22 protein-coding genes are annotated in these 18,478 nt (G+C 55.2%); 10 read left to right on the top strand and 12 right to left on the bottom strand.

Annotation, left to right across the window (positions count from 1 at the left end):
• Positions 1-19 precede the first annotated feature (19 nt).
• Positions 20-745 carry a hypothetical protein gene (locus IE113_RS03460; RefSeq protein WP_189539044.1) on the bottom strand — a complete coding sequence of 242 codons (726 nt, stop codon included), beginning with the start codon at positions 743-745 and terminating at the stop codon, positions 20-22.
• Positions 746-1,372: 627 nt separating this feature from the next.
• Here IE113_RS03460 and IE113_RS03455 point away from each other — a divergent pair.
• Both IE113_RS03455 and IE113_RS03450 read left to right on the top strand, forming a co-directional pair.
• Positions 1,373-1,678, top strand: a complete 306-nt coding sequence (locus tag IE113_RS03455) for a DUF6626 family protein (protein ID WP_189539043.1) — start codon at positions 1,373-1,375, stop codon at positions 1,676-1,678.
• Between the two features lie 189 nt (positions 1,679-1,867).
• The gene (locus IE113_RS03450; RefSeq protein WP_189539042.1) at positions 1,868-2,041 is read left to right on the top strand and encodes a hypothetical protein; all 174 of its coding nucleotides are present in this window, start codon (positions 1,868-1,870) and stop codon (positions 2,039-2,041) included.
• Between the two features lie 89 nt (positions 2,042-2,130).
• Here IE113_RS03450 and IE113_RS03445 read toward each other — a convergent pair whose 3' ends face one another.
• From IE113_RS03445 to IE113_RS03405, 9 genes are all read right to left on the bottom strand, one after another.
• On the bottom strand, positions 2,131-2,448 hold the full coding sequence (locus tag IE113_RS03445; RefSeq protein WP_189539041.1) for a DUF3768 domain-containing protein: 318 nt from the start codon (positions 2,446-2,448) through the stop codon (positions 2,131-2,133).
• Positions 2,448-2,594, bottom strand: a complete 147-nt coding sequence (locus IE113_RS03440) for a hypothetical protein (RefSeq protein ID WP_189539040.1) — start codon at positions 2,592-2,594, stop codon at positions 2,448-2,450. The genes IE113_RS03445 and IE113_RS03440 overlap by 1 nt, the downstream gene beginning before the upstream one ends.
• 5 nt (positions 2,595-2,599) lie before the next feature.
• Positions 2,600-3,007: a hypothetical protein gene (locus tag IE113_RS16275; protein ID WP_229822129.1), complete on the bottom strand. Its 408-nt coding sequence runs from the start codon at positions 3,005-3,007 to the stop codon at positions 2,600-2,602.
• A 72-nt stretch (positions 3,008-3,079) separates the two neighbouring features.
• Positions 3,080-3,463 carry a hypothetical protein gene (locus IE113_RS03430; protein ID WP_189539039.1) on the bottom strand — a complete coding sequence of 128 codons (384 nt, stop codon included), beginning with the start codon at positions 3,461-3,463 and terminating at the stop codon, positions 3,080-3,082.
• A 59-nt stretch (positions 3,464-3,522) separates the two neighbouring features.
• Entirely contained in the window at positions 3,523-3,915 is a 393-nt protein-coding gene (locus IE113_RS03425) for a hypothetical protein (RefSeq protein WP_189539038.1), read from the bottom strand.
• Positions 3,916-4,040: 125 nt separating this feature from the next.
• Positions 4,041-4,427 carry a hypothetical protein gene (locus IE113_RS03420; protein WP_189539037.1) on the bottom strand — a complete coding sequence of 129 codons (387 nt, stop codon included), beginning with the start codon at positions 4,425-4,427 and terminating at the stop codon, positions 4,041-4,043.
• Positions 4,428-4,529: 102 nt separating this feature from the next.
• Complete coding sequence (locus IE113_RS03415) at positions 4,530-4,904, bottom strand: hypothetical protein (protein WP_189539036.1); 375 nt, start codon at positions 4,902-4,904, stop codon at positions 4,530-4,532.
• 132 nt (positions 4,905-5,036) lie between these two features.
• Complete coding sequence (locus IE113_RS03410; protein WP_189539035.1) at positions 5,037-5,669, bottom strand: ATP-binding protein; 633 nt, start codon at positions 5,667-5,669, stop codon at positions 5,037-5,039.
• Between the two features lie 57 nt (positions 5,670-5,726).
• Positions 5,727-6,551, bottom strand: a complete 825-nt coding sequence (locus tag IE113_RS03405; RefSeq protein ID WP_189539034.1) for a hypothetical protein — start codon at positions 6,549-6,551, stop codon at positions 5,727-5,729.
• 124 nt (positions 6,552-6,675) lie between these two features.
• On the opposite strand from IE113_RS03405, the gene IE113_RS03400 reads away from it, so the two are divergent.
• A complete protein-coding gene (locus IE113_RS03400) occupies positions 6,676-7,587 on the top strand; it encodes a hypothetical protein (RefSeq protein ID WP_189539033.1) in 912 nt (303 codons plus the stop codon).
• 709 nt (positions 7,588-8,296) lie between these two features.
• On the opposite strand, the gene IE113_RS03395 is transcribed toward IE113_RS03400, so the two are convergent.
• Positions 8,297-9,256, bottom strand: coding sequence for a hypothetical protein (locus tag IE113_RS03395; RefSeq protein WP_189539032.1), 960 nt, complete (start codon positions 9,254-9,256; stop codon positions 8,297-8,299).
• A 675-nt stretch (positions 9,257-9,931) separates the two neighbouring features.
• On the opposite strand from IE113_RS03395, the gene IE113_RS03390 reads away from it, so the two are divergent.
• The 4 genes from IE113_RS03390 (at position 9,932) to mcrC (ending at position 14,744) form a co-directional block, all read left to right on the top strand.
• Complete coding sequence (locus IE113_RS03390) at positions 9,932-10,840, top strand: lysozyme inhibitor LprI family protein (protein WP_189539031.1); 909 nt, start codon at positions 9,932-9,934, stop codon at positions 10,838-10,840.
• Between the two features lie 547 nt (positions 10,841-11,387).
• Entirely contained in the window at positions 11,388-12,659 is a 1,272-nt protein-coding gene (locus tag IE113_RS03385; protein WP_189539030.1) for a hypothetical protein, read from the top strand.
• 199 nt (positions 12,660-12,858) lie between these two features.
• Entirely contained in the window at positions 12,859-13,623 is a 765-nt protein-coding gene (locus tag IE113_RS03380) for a 5-methylcytosine-specific restriction endonuclease subunit McrB (protein WP_189539029.1), read from the top strand.
• A complete protein-coding gene (gene mcrC, locus IE113_RS03375; RefSeq protein ID WP_189539028.1) occupies positions 13,623-14,744 on the top strand; it encodes a 5-methylcytosine-specific restriction endonuclease system specificity protein McrC in 1,122 nt (373 codons plus the stop codon). The genes IE113_RS03380 and mcrC overlap by 1 nt, the downstream gene beginning before the upstream one ends.
• A 167-nt stretch (positions 14,745-14,911) precedes the next feature.
• Here the strand turns inward: mcrC and IE113_RS03370 are convergent, their stop codons facing one another.
• On the bottom strand, positions 14,912-15,301 hold the full coding sequence (locus tag IE113_RS03370; RefSeq protein ID WP_189539027.1) for a hypothetical protein: 390 nt from the start codon (positions 15,299-15,301) through the stop codon (positions 14,912-14,914).
• A 128-nt stretch (positions 15,302-15,429) separates the two neighbouring features.
• Here IE113_RS03370 and IE113_RS03365 point away from each other — a divergent pair, with 128 nt between their 5' ends.
• The 3 genes from IE113_RS03365 to IE113_RS03355 all read left to right on the top strand — a co-directional run bounded on the left by IE113_RS03365 (position 15,430) and on the right by IE113_RS03355 (position 18,438).
• Positions 15,430-15,846: a hypothetical protein gene (locus IE113_RS03365; RefSeq protein WP_189539026.1), complete on the top strand. Its 417-nt coding sequence runs from the start codon at positions 15,430-15,432 to the stop codon at positions 15,844-15,846.
• 490 nt (positions 15,847-16,336) lie between these two features.
• Positions 16,337-17,590, top strand: coding sequence for an acetyl-CoA C-acetyltransferase (locus tag IE113_RS03360; RefSeq protein ID WP_189539025.1), 1,254 nt, complete (start codon positions 16,337-16,339; stop codon positions 17,588-17,590).
• A 65-nt stretch (positions 17,591-17,655) separates the two neighbouring features.
• A complete protein-coding gene (locus tag IE113_RS03355) occupies positions 17,656-18,438 on the top strand; it encodes an SDR family oxidoreductase (RefSeq protein ID WP_189539024.1) in 783 nt (260 codons plus the stop codon).
• Positions 18,439-18,478 lie beyond the last annotated feature (40 nt).

Below are 18,478 nucleotides of genomic sequence, written 5' to 3'. Positions count from 1 at the left end.
AATGTGTAATTTCATGACATTATTGGATGGTGGGCCGCGCGACGTGCTCATCAGAAGGCAATCGTAGTGCCGCAGCCCACAAGGGCGTTTTTACGAAGAGCTCGCTGCGCTGTAAGCCTCGGCCAGTGACCAGTTCTGCCAGCAAGCCCGTCCAGCACAATGGCCGCAGCACATGCAAGTACAGCTCAAGCCCGCGTTCATAGCCTTCGCGCCGGTAGTAGGCTTCCTCGCCGCCGTATAGTTTGACGCAGAGCGCAGCTTCGGAAATGCCCACGGCTGCTTCGACATTGATTACGTCGAGGTGCGTGAGCCAATCGCCAGCAAACGCCCCTTCAAAGCGGCTGTAGCGGGTGTGATCCATGACGAAGAGCAGGTGATTGGCAAGCAAGCGCCACAGCTCGCCGGGTTTTGACCGCAATTCCTGCGCCAAAGCTGTCATACGCAATGTCCCCCGATAATGCCGCGCCAGTTTCGTGCTCAGCAGCAGGTCGTGGACCATCACCAATGGCGGAAAGTCCTGCTCATTGAGAACCCGATTGACGGCATAGAGGTCTTCGGCAGTGAAGTTGGGCCAGTTGAATGCCTCGGCTGCCCACGTCACGAAATACCGCTTGAGCGCCTTGCCCTTGGTCAGCTCAATCGGTCCATTGGTCGCAATGAACTCGAATGTCAGCAATGCAGCCCTGAGCACGGGAGAATGTGCAAGTGCGGCGTCGTCATCGGCAATGTCGTTGAAGGGGTACATCACCGACGTTTTGATCGATCAGCCAGACGATGCCAACAGCCATCATCGAAACAGTCAGGTAGCTGTCGGGATTGATGGGGCATGTGGGATGATTGAAAGTATCATGGGATGAACAGCTTCGCCGTTCATTTTCGCCTTCTGATTTCGCTTCCTATCGGTTCGCGAAATCATCGTCGAAGTTTTTTTGTTCGGGATATTCTTTAGACTTAGATGCCATAGAGAGGCTTTCCGCGCTCTCGATGGCATCTGGACATTCTTTGAGCTTGTCCGCCAGTGAGTGCGCACAACCAGCAATGCTGGGAGGCAGGGTTACGCTGTTGCCTTTACGTGCGTGGAGTTGATCGCAACGCAATACCTGCCGAGCCACTCACCGCCCGACAGGTACATTCGGGGTACTGACCACTGTCAGCCTCAATCCCGATCCACCGCATAATGTTTTTTCCAAGCCCGTTGCGGCTTTGCTTGGTGTGTTGCCTCTGCTGGAGCAGCACTGGGCGGGGCAAACTTCCGACGGCAACAGCAAAGCTGGCAGTCTCGATGCACACATAGAGCCCTATGCGCAGATAAATACAGCACAGTCGGTAGCTGGGCTGCATCTACTGTTATTTAGCAACATGAGGGAAAAACATGGAGAAAACGGTTATAAATGAGGTCTTTGATCTGCTGAAGGCGATCAAGGCCGTGGACAGCGAAAGCGAGTTCAGCAGGGACTGGCTTGGCCGCAGCGAATGCTATCTGCGCACCTTGCGTTTCAAAGGCGGCGAACCAAGTGTGGCAACCATCGCCATCTGCGCAAGCAAACTGCACCACTACGGCAATCAGTTGGTCCAGCACGACCGGCACCGAGAGATTGGTCGACGCTTTCTGTCCCTGAGCCAGCGATGCCATGCCCAGATCAACGCTAAGAGCAAGGCGATCTGGCTTGGTGTTTAGAGGTCAGAATTCCATTGTAACATATTAACTTCAGAAACTTATAAGGCCAACAAGATTTGGGTCTCCTGCGGGTAAAATTTGCGCCGCGCAAAAAATCGCAGGTATGGAGAACCGCACCAATGGTGATTGCATCTAACTGGCCATGGCAGTTTTTGCGGCAACTGCCTCCGACGCAATTTGCTGCAAAAGATGGCTGGTTTGGCCCGCGATAATCAGTCGTGCGACACGACCATGTGCGGCGGCGACAGGCTATGCGCGATTGCTGAGTTGCTTTCGCTGCCGTTCCCGGTCTTTTTGCAGCCGCTGTGCATCACGTTCGCGCTTCAGGGCTGTTTTGGATTGATCCACCTGACGCTTGAGTGAGGCGATGCGGGCCTGTGCCAGTGTCATGGGCTTGATGGGTTTGATGGCAAATTCTACAAATCTCATGAGGTATTTATCGCCTGAGACGATCAGTATTCCTCAGCCAGCATGATCGTCAGCACACGGCAGGTCACAGCAAGATCGCTGGCGTCGGGTGAATGCATGAGCAGGTCAGCATCGTAATAGTCAAATTTCCAGAACACGGTCTGTCCCTCGTGCTCGACACTGCCCAAGTCGTGCTCGCCATAGGGATCGTTGCGGTCGGTGAAATCGTTGAAGGCGCGGACCTTAGCATACAGACCGTCGAGATCGTCCATGGCTGCAATGCCCTTGGTGATCACGACACGGCAGCCAATGAACGAAGTCCGGGCAGCATCGTTGAGTTCTGCAATCCGGGCCGCTGTCATCAGCTGGCCCTCGTGTAGTTCAGGACATTACCCTTCCCGAACATCGCTTCACCAAGCTGCTTGGCAGCCATGTCGTTGTCGGCGGTGATGATGGTGTGCGTGGTCTGGTACAGGCTAACGCGAACCCAAAGACGATACTGCTTCATGGCCATTACCCCTTCTTGCGCTCGGCAACGGCGGCCATTGCAGCATCAAGCTCACCGGCTTTGGCGGCAGCGGCAAAGGCAGTGAGGACAGCGCCTACTTCGTCCAGCTTGTTGACGAAGACGGAATTGTTGGTGGCATTGAGCAGCAAGGGCCGAGCGCCGTACCGACACTGCACATAGAGGCCGTTGTCTTGCGCAACCCACCATGCTCGCACTGCCTTGGCAGGCTTGCCTTCGGCTTTGGCTGGAATGGTGAAGGTTTCGCCCTTCAATGCAGCTACCAGAACCTGCTTCTGCTGTTCGATAGCGGCAATGATCTTGTCGCGGCGTCGTTGGATAGGTTCGACTGGTTGCGCTTTGGCCAGCGTCTTGAATGTGAACTTGGAGAGCGAGGACATCTCAATGCCTTTCATCGTTGTTGATGAAGGCAGCGTAGTGTCGGAGAGAATGGCCTTCCTACCGAAATTGGCGGAAAATCAGGCCTTTCATGGTGGCAGAAGGGGATGCATTCGTGCTGGCGGATGAGTGATCCCGCAACCTTCGAAATAGAACTCCATGCCTTCACATTTCATTGGGGTGCTGCGGATCGCGCCGATCAGATGGGCAATATCCATGCCTGCATCATAGACCATTTCCTCCAAGTCCCGGATCAGCGTCACTGGCAGCTCGATAGGGGCATGCAGGGCAACGATGTGGACGGTGTGGCCGTATCCGGCCCAGAACCAATCTGCTTGTTCAAGGTCGGTGTAGCGAATTTGATCTTTGATGCAGTGACGGGTTGCATAGAACGAATTTGGGTCAATGCCAGAAAAGCAGAGATCGACGCCCACGACAGAAATGGTTTCGGCCAAGCTTTCAGGGTCAAACATGATGGTTTCCTTGGTGGAGCTGCACATTGTCATGCAGCTCCACAAGTGAGGGGTGGGGGTCAGCAGCTGGGCGCAGCGATCGGAGCATTCTTCGGCATCAACACGAGGCGGCCGTCACCGAGATCGACAAACAGCCGAACATCGACGAGCTCGCAGCGATACCGACAGACGCGGTTGAACTCATCAATGGCCCGCTCGCCTTGCTTCCAAATTTCATCGCGCAGTGCCGAGATGGCGCCCTTCTGAATGTAGAGCGGGCGGACACGGGCTTGCAGCACGGTCAGGCCATCCTCCGTCTTGGCCGACCAAAGTGCGGAACTGAAGTTAACGTCTGCAATGTCAGCGGCCAGATAGGTTTGGAGGATGGATTGACGCTCCGGCACAAAGTGGCGCAGCGCGAATTTGACGGCAGCGACCGTTGCTTCGAGGTGGTTCGGATCAATGTCGATCATGTTTAAATCCTTTGAATTTCCCTGACCCACACAAGGCAAAGCTTCGCCGTGCTTCGGAAAGCAGGGGGGGCGACTGATCTGCGCGGGTCGGGTTTTGTGTGATGTCGGCGTTTTGCGTGATGTTTTTACGGCCAAATCTGATGCGTGTTGGCGCTGCCGAACGCATCTTCTGCCGTCATGTTACGACAATAGAACTCGATGCCGTCCATTTCGATATGGGTGCCCGTCGTCTGATTGTACAAAGAAACGCAACGAGTGGTTTCCATCGCTACGAGGTCCACGAGGAGCAAAATAATTGACGGATCAATAAAGTGTGGTTCGTGCATCGCAGTTGCAGTGACGCCATACTCATCCGAATAAATTTTCCACGTGGCGCAATGGAGATCGGTATATGCGATCAGTGTTTTCAGTGACGGTGAAAGATTACGAATGTGCCCCACGCTTGCGTTCGAAAAGAAAAAGTCGATGCCAAAAATGTAAGGGACTTGGGGCGCATACTTGAAGTCAGTCATATCAAATTCCTTTGAATTTTGTCCGGCCTGCGCTGACAAAGCTTCGCCGTTCCTCGGAAAGCAGGGTGCTGACCGAAGAGCGCAGGTCGGGAACTTTCGGGGTCAGTCGATGTCGGGAAACCGCATCGTGTCGAAGAAGTGGACCTTGAAGCTGTCGTACTCGATGTCAGTGCGGCAAAGCTTGTTGTAGGTCTTGGTGATGCGGTTCATGTCGCGCTTGATGCGCTTCAGCATCATTCCTGTGTCTGGGTTCATGGTATCCCACACAAGGGGCATGTGACTGGACTTCAGAGAGGTCAGTCCTTCCTTGTTGTCATAAGTCCAATAACCATTGATCCCACCATATTCGATGTTGTCCTTGATGACTTGGGCAATGTGAGAGCAACGTTCCGGCGAAAGGAACTTGAAAAGGAACTCGATGGCGATGGTCTTCTCCGTGAAATCGGAGAAATCGTTTTCGTTTGCGATGGTGGTCATGGTGATTTCCTTTCGTGAAGACCGGCCTGCACAGGCAAAGCTTCGCCGTGCCCGAGAAGCGTCTCGCTCGCGGGTGTGCAGGCCGGGGATTGTTGGGGAGCAGCGACCCTTCAGCCGCTGCGAAATGGTCGTTTAAACCGACTGTTCTGCGTGGCGTTTGGCGATCACGTAGTCTTCGATTGCCCGCATCGTATCGCGGATGCTGCCATTGTTGGTGGCCACAATGGCGTGTGCAAATGCCGGAGTGTGTGAAACGCCTTCGGCAGTGAAGATGAAGCTTGCCCGCTTTGCCCATGCATCCGTGCTGACCACCGGCAGTTCGACCTGATCGAAACGATCAGTCAGCGGGCCGTCGATCCGGTGCGGATTGTTGGTGGTGCCGATGATCGAACCGAACTTGTATTTCTCAACGAAACTGCTCATCCGGTGCTGATCCGCCGGCTTAATCTGGTCGATTTCGTCAATGATGACCGTGGGCTGTGCGACGCCGTTGATCTGCTGCCACTGCCAGCTGTTCAGGATGCTGTCGAACGTTGCCTCAGTGATGTCCACGCCAGTGTAGGTGCTGAAAAGGCTGTTATCGCCGCAGCGGGTTTCGCAAATGACACGGGCAGCCGACGACTTTCCCGTACCGCGCGGGCCATACAGGATCAGATTGCTGCCGCGCTCGCCATCAGCATAGTCACGAATGCGCTGAAACGTGTCCTGGTTTTCGATGACCAGATCGTCAATGGTCTTGGGTTCGTACTTCTTGGCGAAATTCATGATGATGGTTCTTTCGAGAATGGTGGGGCGGGTTTCACGCCCACCCCTGATGCTGAGTTAGGCGGCACGCTGCGCAGCAGCTTCCTTGATCACAGCGATCCGCGCCTTGGCCTCATCGTCGAGCTTGTCGTATGCCTCAGCTTCTTCCTTGGCTTCAGCCAGCTTCTTTGCCGCTTCGGCCAACAGCGTCTTCACGATGGAAGTCGTGGTGGAGCCGTAAACAATGGCTCCGGTGCCATCGTCATTCTTGCGAACCAGTGCCGCACAGAAATCAAACTCGCTGTCGTTGGCAGGCTGGAGTTCATCGACCAGCTTGAGCTTTCCGATCAGCGGTTGGGCAGTGACCAGCTCGGCTTCCGCCGTTTCGACCAGCTTGGCCTTGATCTCGGACGGCGTCAGGGCACCGGGCTTGGGCGTGCGACGGATTTCTTCGATGCCGCCCATGTTGGTGATGTAGGTCGCCATCGTCTGGCTCACGGGCTTGTCAGTGAGTGCGAACTTGATCACGCGGGCATAGGAAGTGGCACGCTTGCCAGTGTCCTTGAAGGTGCAGCGCACGATCTTTGTTGCAAGATCGGGGATCTTGTCGGGGTTCATGCCCATGCCGGAGAGGCGCAGGTTGATTGCCTTGATCAGCTTGCGCTTGCCTTCCTGCATGCCGCTGATCTGCTGGTGCAGGGTGAAGCAGCGGTCGAGAATCGCATAGAGCTCCTCATTGCTCTTCTTGTAGGAACCTTCCGACCACGCCTCCTGCGCGGCTTCGAGCTCGTCGAGGGTGTTGAGAGCGTCGGTGATGGTGATGGTATTCGACATAAGAAATGACCTTTCATTGCTCGATATGCAGCCTGCGGCTGTTGTTGCGTGGCCGACGATGGAGTGCATCACCGGTTTCGCTGGCATAACTTACGTGGTCTCTTTATGGCGTCTGTCTTGGTATAAATCTCACAGTGAGTACTACGTTTTGAGCGAGAGAGACCCTTACAGGACAAAGGCAGGTCCGGCTGAAATGTTCGGGAAGGACGGCTTGTTCGCGCCGAACGCTCAGGTCGCATTCGGTCTGCTGTGGTTCGAGTTCTTGGCGATCAGCCCGAGCTACGAACTTGCGCGGCGTTATGTGGAAGGAGTGTGGACCGACGAGGATGAGCGAAAACGTCCGGCAGACTTTGATCGGGTTCTGGAGGTCTATCGCGACCTGGGTGATGTGCAGCGTCGGTTATTCCGCCATTGGTGGCTCGAAAAGGCCTTCGACCTGTTTGGCTATCAAGGTGAGAAGCCAAGGGTGCAGGGGATCGCCAAAATTTTCCGCCGCAAGGATGGAAAACCTGACATTGCCGATAAAGCCGCCAAGTACATTGATGGAGCATGGCAACAGCAAGGCCAGCAGCGTACGATGATCGTGGCGATCCCCGCTGGCTTGCCCAAGCCGCAAATTTTCAAGCAAATCGAAAAGCTTTTAGCGTCCTACCCAGACGAGAAGCGTGTCCTGCGATACACGAAGCCAAAATATGTTTTGGCGGGCAAGCGTCAGGACAAGCACAGCCTGTTTCGCTATCTCATGGTGACATGGGCCAGAATGAAGTTGCCAAAGGAGCGGCTATGGCGGATCGGCGTGCTGACCAATATCAGCAGCACCTACAGTGGCCGACTGCAACCTTCCGAAAAACCGGGTCACGGAGAAAAGACGGAGGACCGAGCTGCCCTTAAATTTCTGACCAACCGAGCTATCTATCGTGGCCGGATGATCGCTGAAAATGCGGCCCGGGGCGTGTTTCCCAGTTACGCCAAATGCCCCCACGCGGTGCAGCCCGATTGGGAAGAGCAATACCGGATGTGGGTTGCACGCCGGAAATTTCAGATCGCGGCCAAAAAGCAGTCGAGTGCCCAACCCCAATCAGTCGTGCGACACGACCATTCGTGATGGCGTCAAACTCAAGCTACAACCGGCCTTGCAGCGTTCAAAGCAGCGTCAGCACAGTCGAGCAGCGGGCAGGGGCGTTTGGCTGCTGTAGGGCGCTTAAAATGCGCTGCGTCAGGCCCGACCATATGGCACGGTTTTTACGGCCAACCATCTGAAATTGCACGGTAAAGTCGCACGGCATATCGCACGGTGTGAAAATGTGTCGGGCAAGTCATTGAAAGTGAACGCAGCTTTTGACCAGCATTAGCATCATAATCCGCGTGTCGGGGGTTCGAGTCCCTCCTCCGCTACCATTTTTCACATTAAAATCATTGGTCTAAGCTCCATCTCGGGGGCTGAAACCATTCGCACGGTTTATCGCACGGTTTTGGGCTGTGCCGAGACGGTGGGATATGGTGTTTCGCCGGTTACGGAATGGTCGTGTCACACGACTGATCTGGGCTGGCTCGGGCTTCGGCATCAAATCTGCATTTGCAGGGCTGTACAGCGTGGAGACGCTGAGCTGAGCTACTTTGAAGCTGGCGAGCGTTCGGGGCGCTGTGCGGGCTGGATTTTCATAGGATGAATAGGTTGAGGGCGACTGGATAGTAGAAGCTTAAGGCGACGGGCTATTTTTGAGCCGCTGGGCATATGCCAATCCTGCCGAAGCAAAAATTGTGAAGCTGAGGGCATTGCGTTGGTTGATGGGCAGCGTTTGCGAGATTTGCTCTCAACCGGGCTTGTTCATGAGTACGGATGACAGAACGTCGAAGCCACGGAACAGACCGAAGGAGGCACTGCCGATACCGCCGAGGACGACGACTGTAGTGTAAATCCAATGCTTTTTTGCAAGATACAGAGCTGTTTTCCACGAAATGCCGTGGGCCTCTTTCCATGTTGCGTGATTTTTTAGGGACTTATCGAAAGCCCGCTGAATAATATTGCAAAAAACATCGACCTTACGCAGCGTTGAGCGATGCAGATCGACGTATTTTCCGTTCTCGAATGCTTCAGCTTCCTGTTTTCCTGTCATGAAATCCAATGCAGCGATGTTGTTCATCGCAAGCAGGTTTTCCAACCGCGGATGACCGATATAGCCGACGCCATAAAGATCAATGAGTAGTCGCGAGAGGTCTACCTTTCGGTCGTCCTGAACAATGTATGGATCGCCGCCCAATACACGATAGCGGTGTTCGATGGCTCGAAATCCATAGTTGGTATCTCGCATGTTCCAGTGGACGTAGGTGCGTTCACTGTTGATCTTGAGGAAGCTAAAATACGCATCCAGCATAGCCTTCTCATAGGCGTTATAATGTGGTTCGATGTCGGCGGCAGACAGACCAGTGGCACTTATTTCCGCTATCTGATGGATCGAGAAGGACTCGGTCTGACCGTTGTCCAGCTTACGTATCGCAATCGACGTGATCCTTGGCGAACGGCCCTCTGGCAGATCGTAGAAGCTCTCGCAGGAATAGTGGATGACGCTTACTTTTTCGGGATGGGCGAACAATGCCTTCAGGACAGCCCTTGCCTTACCGTGTCGCTCGTACTGATTCGCCGCCACTGCCTGCCCCGCTGATCCTTCAATGCGGCTGGGCAATATCAGTCCACCGGAATGGTGAATAGGTTTCGACAATAAAATCTCGTTTGGCTCGGTCTCGAGTGGTCGTGTCACACGACTTTTTGCCATTGGCTGGAAGTCCGTGTTTGCAGGGCTGTACAGCGTGGAGACGCTGAGCTACGTGATTGAGGAGCTTCGCCATCAGTCGTGTCAAACGACCATTCGTGATGGCGTCAAATCAGCACTGCAACCGCCCTTGCTGCGTTCAAAGCAGCGTGAGCGCAGTCGAGCAGCGGGCAGGGGCGTTTGGCTGCTTTAGGGCCCTTAAACCACGCTGTTTTGTGCCCGGCCAAACCATATGGCACGGTTTTTGTAGTCAAGTATCTGAAATTACACGGTAAAGTCACACGGCATATCGCACGGTGTGAAAATGTGTCGGGCAAGTCATTGAAAGTGAACGCAGCTTTTGACCAGCATTAGCATCATAATCCGCGTGTCGGGGGTTCGAGTCCCTCCTCCGCTACCATTCCTTCCAATGAAATCAATAATTTAGCCCCTCCGGGGCAGTGCAAAACCATCCGCACGGTTTATCGCACGGTTTTGGGCTGTGCGGACACGGTGGGGGGCGGTGGTTTGGCGGTGGTTTGGCGGTGTTTTGGCGGGTCTGGAATGGTCGTGCGACACGACCGATTATGATAGCCGAAAAGCTGCGTTTGGCTGTTGACAGCGGTAAGCCTCGTGTCTCTATGTTTCCGGTCTCTGCCTTGTTGAGCAGAGAACAAATTTTTCACGGGGGCGTGAACGATGGTTGAACTGCGGGCGAAATATCTGTTTATGGTAGCAGTTGCGTCGATTGCGCTTGCGTCCTGCTCAGCTTTTTCTGAGACCAGTTGTTCAGATGAAGCCTCCAAGGGTGCGCTTGAAAATGCGATACGTGAAGGGCTTGAGAAAGTGGCCCTTGAGCGGGCGCAAGACGCCGAAGGTAACTATCTTATCAGTTCATCTTCTGTTCGGGCGTCAATTGCTAAAGTTAAGTTGATCCTCGAGGATATCCGCACCACCAAAGAAGACCCTGACAGCACCAAGCGTTTCTGCACGGGCACCCTCAAGATCGTGTTTTCGCCCGAAACCTTCAAGGCTGCGGACGCCTCTCGCGAATTGCTTGGGCTGCCCAAGATCGCAAATGCGATTGATGGCGCAGAGTTGGAAAAAGGGGCTGACTACTTGAAGGGATCGCTCGACTATAGCGTTCAGCCCACCGATGATGGCGCAAAGGTTTTCGCCGAGTTCGAGGGTTCGGATGGCAAGCTCGAGATATTCGGCGAGGTGGTTGCCGCTTCTCTCCTGCGTGACCGGATCGAGAACAAAGTAAGGGTTGAAAAGCAAGAAGCTGAATTCGCCCGCAAGCAGGAAGAAGAGGCTGTTCAGGCCATGCTCAATGCTGGACTTGAGGCGGCTGTAGCGCAGCGTAAGGCCTCGCAAGAAGCGATCGGAGTTGTGTGGAACTCGATCGATGCCGATGTGCGAAAGCAGCTTTTGGCGCAACAAAGGGCATGGATTAAGCAGAAAGACGCGGCGTGCCGTGTCGAAGGTTTGCAGTATTCGACCGAACCGACCGAACAGAAGACTGCAGAGGCGAATTGCCAGGCTCGAGAGAATAACAATCGGGCTAACCAGCTGAGTGGCTATATAGCGTATGAAGAGGGTTACTAATTACGATCGCTTCAAATCGCTCTGCCTCAGTGGAGTAAGCTTAGTAAACTGCGTGGAAGCTATTCCTTAAATAAAAACGACAGCTTGCGAGATTGCATTTCCCAGTAAGCCGGTTTTCCGCCCTGAGCCAATGTGAGTGGCGGTGTGAAAAAGGTGTTCGCAACTTGGTAGCGGAGACAGGCGCCTCACGGTGCTGCGGCGGTACGGCCCGGCGTTTCGCCGGTTGTGGAATGGTCGTGTCACACGACTGATCATCGCTAGTTGGAAATTTGGGTTTTGACGGTGGTTACAGCGTGAAGACGTTGGGTTGAGCAGCTCACCAAGCAGCCAAGGGTGATGATTGATGAGCGGTGAGTTATCAAAAGTTTCTTGGTTGTCTTGAACGAACGCTCGGCCTCCGGTAGGAATTTTCAAATTTGCAAATATTCTGTGGCGCAACCACAACGGGCGAGGGCAGTGTGGCGCAAGGAAGTGGATCATCGTCGCGGGCATCGAATGAACTTACTTGGCCGAGGGTCAGGCAGGGCTTAGTAGGACGTTGGGCTGTATGAAAAAAATGATCAGAGCCACCTCAGCGACGTTGGCGTTGTTTGCAGTCAATTGGCCCCTGTTGCTGTCCGCTGATTCCACAGTAAACTTGTCATATGCGCAAGGATCGGCGGTCCAGCCGTCTCGAACTGATTACCCGAGAGCGGCGGCTACCACTAAGGCTGCAGTTTCCGTTCAAAAAATATATCAAGACAACATCTATACGGCCTATCTGTTAATTTCAGAAGCGACTGAGAAGGTTCTTGCTGACGGATCAATTAACAGGGTTGTGCTGGCAAATTTCGCGAAAAAGGGGATTGGTCATGGAGGCGAACAGGAACCTGTTTCTTCCATGCTCGTGTCAGTGGTGATAAACTGTTCAGGTCGCACTGTAACGTGGGCTAGCCTGACCGCGTTCGACGAGCCAAATGCCAAGGGCGCAAAGTATCTCGGCCGCTTAGGTCTATATGATGGACGCCTAAGGGTTGTTGACGCCGTTAATGATGGAAACGGCGGTATAAATCAGGCAATTTTCAATAACGTGTGCCGAAAAGAGGATGTATCTCCCGAAAATAGAGATAGTATTGCAATTTTTTTTAAAAGCGACCCGATTGCTCGTAGTCTGAACGTTCCAGATTCTTCACTTAGTCGTTTAGTTGAAACCTATCGCGATTTTGGAATCTTGAATACAGTTGATTTGAAAGCTGCTGTTGAGAGAATGCGCCTTAGCGGTCAAATCCCGCCGTCTGACCCGAAAGAGCTTTACTTTGGTTCGTTGTACGACGGAGCAGTCGTTACGTTCTTGCGGGATGAAGTTGAGGCTCGAAGGACTGGCAGGGCGGTTCAGGATATACGAAAAGAGCGACTAGCCACGATCGATCGTCAAAAGCAGGAGCGTCAACGACAAGATGCGGCTGATGCAGCTGCTCGCAAGGTAGAGCAAGTTAGGATAGCTCGTGAGTACCCGTTCGTTGCAGTAATTTCGTGCGGCCTCACAGGCTGGGAGAACATTAACACGCTTGCTTGTTTTGCTGGATCAAACTCAGGTGCGGCGACGGAGCTCGAGATTAATAATGGCGGGTCATATCGACTATATAAGCCACACGAAATTGCCGGGAACTTTCCTCAGCAGGGGCGGGGTATCGAGATCCCATTGCGAACAGCATATTCAATCAAAATACAGAATTCAAATCGAAATTTGAAACTAGGCCTTCGAATTTTTGACCGCGCAGGCAATGTTGTGTTCGAGAAACAGGCCTCTCAGTATGGAGTTATTATGGCCTCAAGATAATGTGTCGCACGTTTCATTAAATAATGTGGGAATACCGATCTTACTTTTGTAGGTTGATATTTTATCGGCGTGTTGGTCTTTAAAATTTAAATATTCAATTTTATAGAAAATATTAGATCATTTTTTAAGTGGCGGTCTGGTTGTATTTGACAGCTACCCCACCTGACAGCAAGCAGTCGTGTGAAACGACTGATTTGCGATGGGCTCAAGACCAAAACCTTCAACGATCCTTCTGCTTGATGGCGATCTCAAACTCTACAAGCGGCCCGGGATCAGGCGCTGGCAAGCCACCTTCAAGCTGAAATCGCGCTGGGTGCGGGTCAGCACTGGCCATCATGACATGGCAGAAGCCACCATCGCTGCTCGCGACCTGTTCTACAAATATCGCTACATGGAGCAGCACGGTCTTCCCACGTTGACCAAGAGCTTCAAGACCGTGGCCATGTGGGCCATGGACCGGATGCGGGAGGAAACGGAGAACGGTGTCGGGAAGAAGTCGTTCCGGGATTACCAGATCGTCATCAACCGCTACCTGATCCCCTATTTCGATACGCTGCCGATCCAATCCATCAGGTACGAGGAGTTGCTCAAGTTCGGGGCTTGGCGGCGTGAGAAGATGGGTAGGGAGCCCAAAAGCTCCACGCTCAACACCCACAACAGCGCATTGAACCGGGTGTTTGATGAGGCTGTGGTGCGTGGCTTGCTGGCTCGGAACGATGTGCCTGTGTTGATGAACAAGGGCCGCAATGGGCAGCGCAGGCCGGATTTCACCCAGGGCGAATACCAGACCATGATTGACAGCTTTGGGCATTCTTTCGTCACGCCCCCGCTAGCTGTCAAAAATCCACAAGAGTGGTTCCGCGACATTGTTTTGACGGAAATTGAGCCTCTGCTCAGCGAGTACTGGTTCGATGCGCCCGATCGTGCTCGTGATGCAACTGCAAGGCTGTTGGCCGGATTTTGATGTCTGGAGCCGCACAAATTCCGTTACGGAACATATGGCTGCTTTTCCTATATGCAGCCGATATGGTCCAGCTACGGGATCGGTTTGATCATGACGTTGAAGAAGCCCGCGATTTGCCGGAGCTTCTAGGGCGGTTGCTGACCACAGTGGTTGCCCAACGTCTGCGTCGGAATTTGAGCCGAGGTTATAGAGTTCGTTCGGCAACCTTGTCGCGTGTTCGGGGCAGGATTCACCTGCTCACGACTGAAACGCGACAGCTGATGGATCGCGGGCAGATCGCTTGCTCCTTTGATGAGCATACGATGGACACTCCCCGCAATCGGCTTGTTCGTGCTGCTCTCAGTTATCTGGCTGGCCGAATTGCGAACGCTGATGTTGCCCACCTATGCCGGTCAGCCTCTGGCGATTTTGGTCGGATGGGTGTGTCCGCTTCTCGACCATCGCGTGCCGAGATGGCAGTCGATCAGATCGGGAGAAATGAAACTGCCGATAGGTTTATGGTCGCATTGGCGACCATGGTTTTTGACGCGGTGATCCCATCGCAAACTGCGGGCAGCATGTCTGGTGCGCAACCGGAGGAGCAGCAGCATCTTGTAAGGCGTTTGTTCGAAAGGGCTGTCGGTAATGCGCTGCGGTTAGAGCTGACGGGCTTGGGCTGGGCCGTAAAGCAAGGCCGACGAATTCAATGGCCTTACGAAGGCCTGTCTCAAGGCATGGCAGCCATTTTGCCCGGAATGCAGACGGACATTGAGCTTACCCATATCGGTCAAGGCCGCAGGATCATCATCGACACCAAATTTACACGCATCTTCACGAAGTCAGATTATCGTGATGCCATGCTGAAAAGTGGCTATCTATATCAAATGTATGCTTATCTGCGGACGCAAGAGCGTCTCGATGACAAGGCAAGCCTCTGCTCGGAAGGCATCCTTCTGCATCCCCAAGTGGGCGAGGCAGTTGATGAAGTGATGGTGGTTCAGGGTCACACGATGAGAGCCAAGACTATTGATTTGATGGCGCTTCCAGATGCTTTCGAGGCGCAGTTGAGGACTATCGTCAGTGCGGCTGTGGAGGATCGTGCCGGACACGCCTCGCCAACGACATTGAAAACAGTCGTGTGACACGACCATTCGCCGTCGGTCAGAGCAGCTCCACCGCCGCGCTGAGCTGGTCTGGGTTCACGTCGATGTAACGCTGCGTGACCTGAATGGAAGAGTGCTCACCGGACTATCGCAGGGTGTCTTAACTTCCACACTTTGCCGGACAGTTTGCCCACCGATGACCAAGGTTAGAAAACCTGCCCCCAGCCTTTGAGGTTTTCATCGTTGGATTTGAACCTGCGAACCTTGCCGGAATAGGTGCATATGACGGATTGGTAGGGCTTCATGCCAACCGAGCCAATGTCCGTGATAGTCTTGTTCATGTCACAAACCATGGCGGCTGCCACGCGAACAGGGAGAACCACTTCCCATTTTGCCAGCGACGAGTAGTTGTAGATCAGCAAGCTGTCGCCAGCCGTGCAACCAATCTCGTCCAGCCTGCGCTTGATGTCAAAATCATTTTCAATATGGATTGCGCAGGCGCTTTCAGTGCCAGCTGGCGTTGTCGGTTTGCTATCTGCATTTTGCGCATGGGCAAGGATGGGGTTGGAAAACGTCGCCAACGTCAACGCTGCCATTCCAGCGCGAATGCATCGATTGCTCACACCAAATCCCCCATCTTCAGCTTCTGGGCTGAAATCCAGCCCCTACCGCTGTCTTTGTAAAGCATCGATTGCGGCATGGCCAGTGGACCGTGCCAATAGGAATGACGGGGCTTGGGGACGTTGAAAGAACCTTGTTCGAAGTGCGCGAGCTTCTAAGACAATATGCGCCTGATGGCCCTACAGGCCGTAAAGCCAGCAAGGCTCGATACCCTGTTTTCGCCAGACCAGAATTGAGCGCAATCCACACCCATTACGAAGCCTATCGGCTGTGTAAAATCGAGGAAAAGCCTGCATTCCAAGCATACCGAGAGCTCGAATTAACCGGTGTCCCTAATGATATCGATGACAATGACGATGGGGTTTGGCGGCATGAGGCTGGTAAAGTCGTGGACAAGCACCTGCGTGTGGCGAAGCGGCTGATCAAATATGTCGGTTACGGCCTTTTCCCGGTTCTTACCCAAAAGAATGAGTTTGAAGCGAGAGAGCTTCTGATCGCAAGGGGTGAGCTACGTGATTGAGGAGCTTCGCCATCAGTCGTGTCAAACGACCATTCGTGATGGCGTCAAATCAGCACTGCAACCGCCCTTGCTGCGTTCAAAGCAGCGTGAGCGCAGTCGAGCAGCGGGCAGGGGCGTTTGGTTGCTTTAGGGCCCTTAAACCACGCTGTTTTGTGCCCGGCAAACCATATGGCACGCTTTTTACGGTCAAGCACCTGAAATTAAACGATAAAGTCACACGGCATATCGCACGGTGTGAAAATGTGTCGGGCAAGTCATTGAAAATGAAAGCAGCTTTTGACCAGCATTAGCATCATAATCCGCGTGTCGGGGGTTCGAGTCCCTCCTCCGCTACCACTTTTCCCGAACAAACAAGCGAATTGGCCCAGGCGCTGGCACTCTTGGTCTGGCCGTTGCTTTTCGTGCGCTTTCTGACTTGCGGTGCGGGCCGGACCGGACAAGGGTGCGCCGGTTAACCCACACCGTTTAACCAGAAGCCGGGAACCAGAGGATGCAGGACGCTTTCATTATCGATGCCGTGCGCACGCCGCGCGGGGGCGGGAAGTGGCAGAAGGGCGCGCTGACCCAGCTGCACCCCCAGCACCTGGGCGCGACCGTGCTGAAGGCGCTGGCGGAGCGCAATGCCATCGATACCGCGACCATCGATGACGTGATCTTCTCTACCTCGGCCCAGCGCGGCAAGCAGGCGGGGGATATCGGGCGGATGTCGGCGCTGCTGGCCGGGTTCGATCCGGTGGTGTCGGGCATGACGCTGGACCGGTTCTGCGGCGGCGGCATCACGACTGTCGGGCTGGCGACGGCGCAGATCGGCTCTGGCCTGGAAGACATCATCATCGCGGGCGGGGTGGAAATGATGTCCTACCGCGATCACCTGACCGCGATGGAGGCCGCCGGCGGCCTGCCCCGGATGGGGCGTGACATGGGTAATCCGGCGCTGCATGCGCTGCATCCGCAGTCCAACCAGGGCGTCTGCGCCGATGCGATTGCCGCGCTGGAGGGGATCACCCGCGCCGATGTCGACGCGCTGGGGCTGGAAAGCCAGCGCCGCGCAGACATGGCCATTCAGGAGGGGCGCTTCGCCCGCAGCCTGGTGCCGGTCTATCACGAGGATGGCACGCTGGCGCTGGACCATGACGAATACCCGCGCCCGCAGACCACGGCCGAAGGGCTGGCGGCGCTGCGCCCGGCATTCGGCGGCATCATGCATTCGCCGATTGTCGAAGGCGGCGAGACGTTTGCCGAGGCGATCCAGCGCAAGTATCCCGGCCTCGAATGGGAACCAATCCACCATGCGGGCAATTCGTCGGGCGTGGTCGATGGCGCGGCGGCGATCCTGCTGGCGTCCGCCGATGCGGTGGCCCGCAACGGCTGGAAGCCGCGCGCACGGGTGGTGACCTGCGTCAACCAGGGCGATTGCCCGACCCTGATGCTGAACGCCCCGGTTCCGGCGGCGAAAAAGGCGCTGGCCAAGGCCGGGCTGACCAAGGACGATATCGACGTCTGGGAAATCAACGAAGCGTTCGCGGTCGTCGCGGAGAAGTTCCAGCGGGACCTGGACCTTGACCGCAGCAAGGTGAACATCAACGGCGGCTCGATTGCGTTGGGCCATCCCATCGGCGCGACCGGATCGATGCTGATCGGCACGGCGCTGGATGAACTGGAGCGGGCGGGCGGGCGCTATGGCCTGATCACCATGTGCGCGGCGGGCGGAATGGCCCCGGCCATCATCATCGAACGAATCTGAACCGAAATCATCAACCAGCCACTCGCCGGCATGATCGGCTGAGCGCGAAGAGAGGACTGAACGACATGAAGATCGACAACACCACGGCCGCCGTCGTCACCGGCGGGGCATCCGGGCTGGGCCGCGCGACGGCCGAGGCGCTCGCGGCAGCCGGCGTGAAGGTCGCGATCTTCGACCTCAACGAGGAACTGGGCAGCGAAGTGGCCAAGGCCATCGGCGGGCTGTTCTGCAAGGTCGATATCATGAGCGAGGATTCGGTCGTCGCCGGCTTTGCCAAGGCGCGCGCGGCGCACGGTCAGGAGCGCATCCTGGTGCACTGCGCCATGGCCAACCGCAAGGGCAAGACCGTGGGCCGCAACAAGGAAACGGGCGAGTTCGTCCGCTTCTCGACCGAGGATTACGAGTTCGCCGCGCAAGGCATCCTGATCGCCAGCTATCGCGTGGCGTCGCTTTCCGCGCTGGGCATGGCCAGCCTTGAGCCGCTGGAAGATGGCGAGCGCGGCTGCATCACCCTGACCGCATCGGTGGCGGCGCAGGACGCGCAGATCGGGCAGGTCGCCTATGGCTCGCTGAAGGCGGGCGTGAACGGGCTGGTCCTGCCGATGGCGCGCGATCTGATGGACCTGGGCATCCGCGTGAATTCGATCATGCCGGGCATTTTCGGCACGCCGTTGCTTGGCCGCCTGCCGGAAAAAGTGCTGGACGGCCTCAACGCGTCGGTGCCGTTCCCCAAGCGCCTCGGCAAGCCGGAAGAATATGCCAGCCTGGCGATGGAGCTGGTGCGCAACAGCTATTTCAACGGCCAGGCGATCCGCCTGGACGGCGCCATCCGCATGGCCCCGCGCTAAGCCGTCAGCATCAGGTGACCAGACCACATCGCCGCAGCCG

The organism is Novosphingobium arvoryzae, from assembly GCF_014652615.1.
GTDB lineage: Bacteria > Pseudomonadota > Alphaproteobacteria > Sphingomonadales > Sphingomonadaceae > Novosphingobium > Novosphingobium arvoryzae.
Note: the sequence above shows the minus strand (reverse complement) of the source record. Positions and strands in the feature narration are given on the sequence as shown.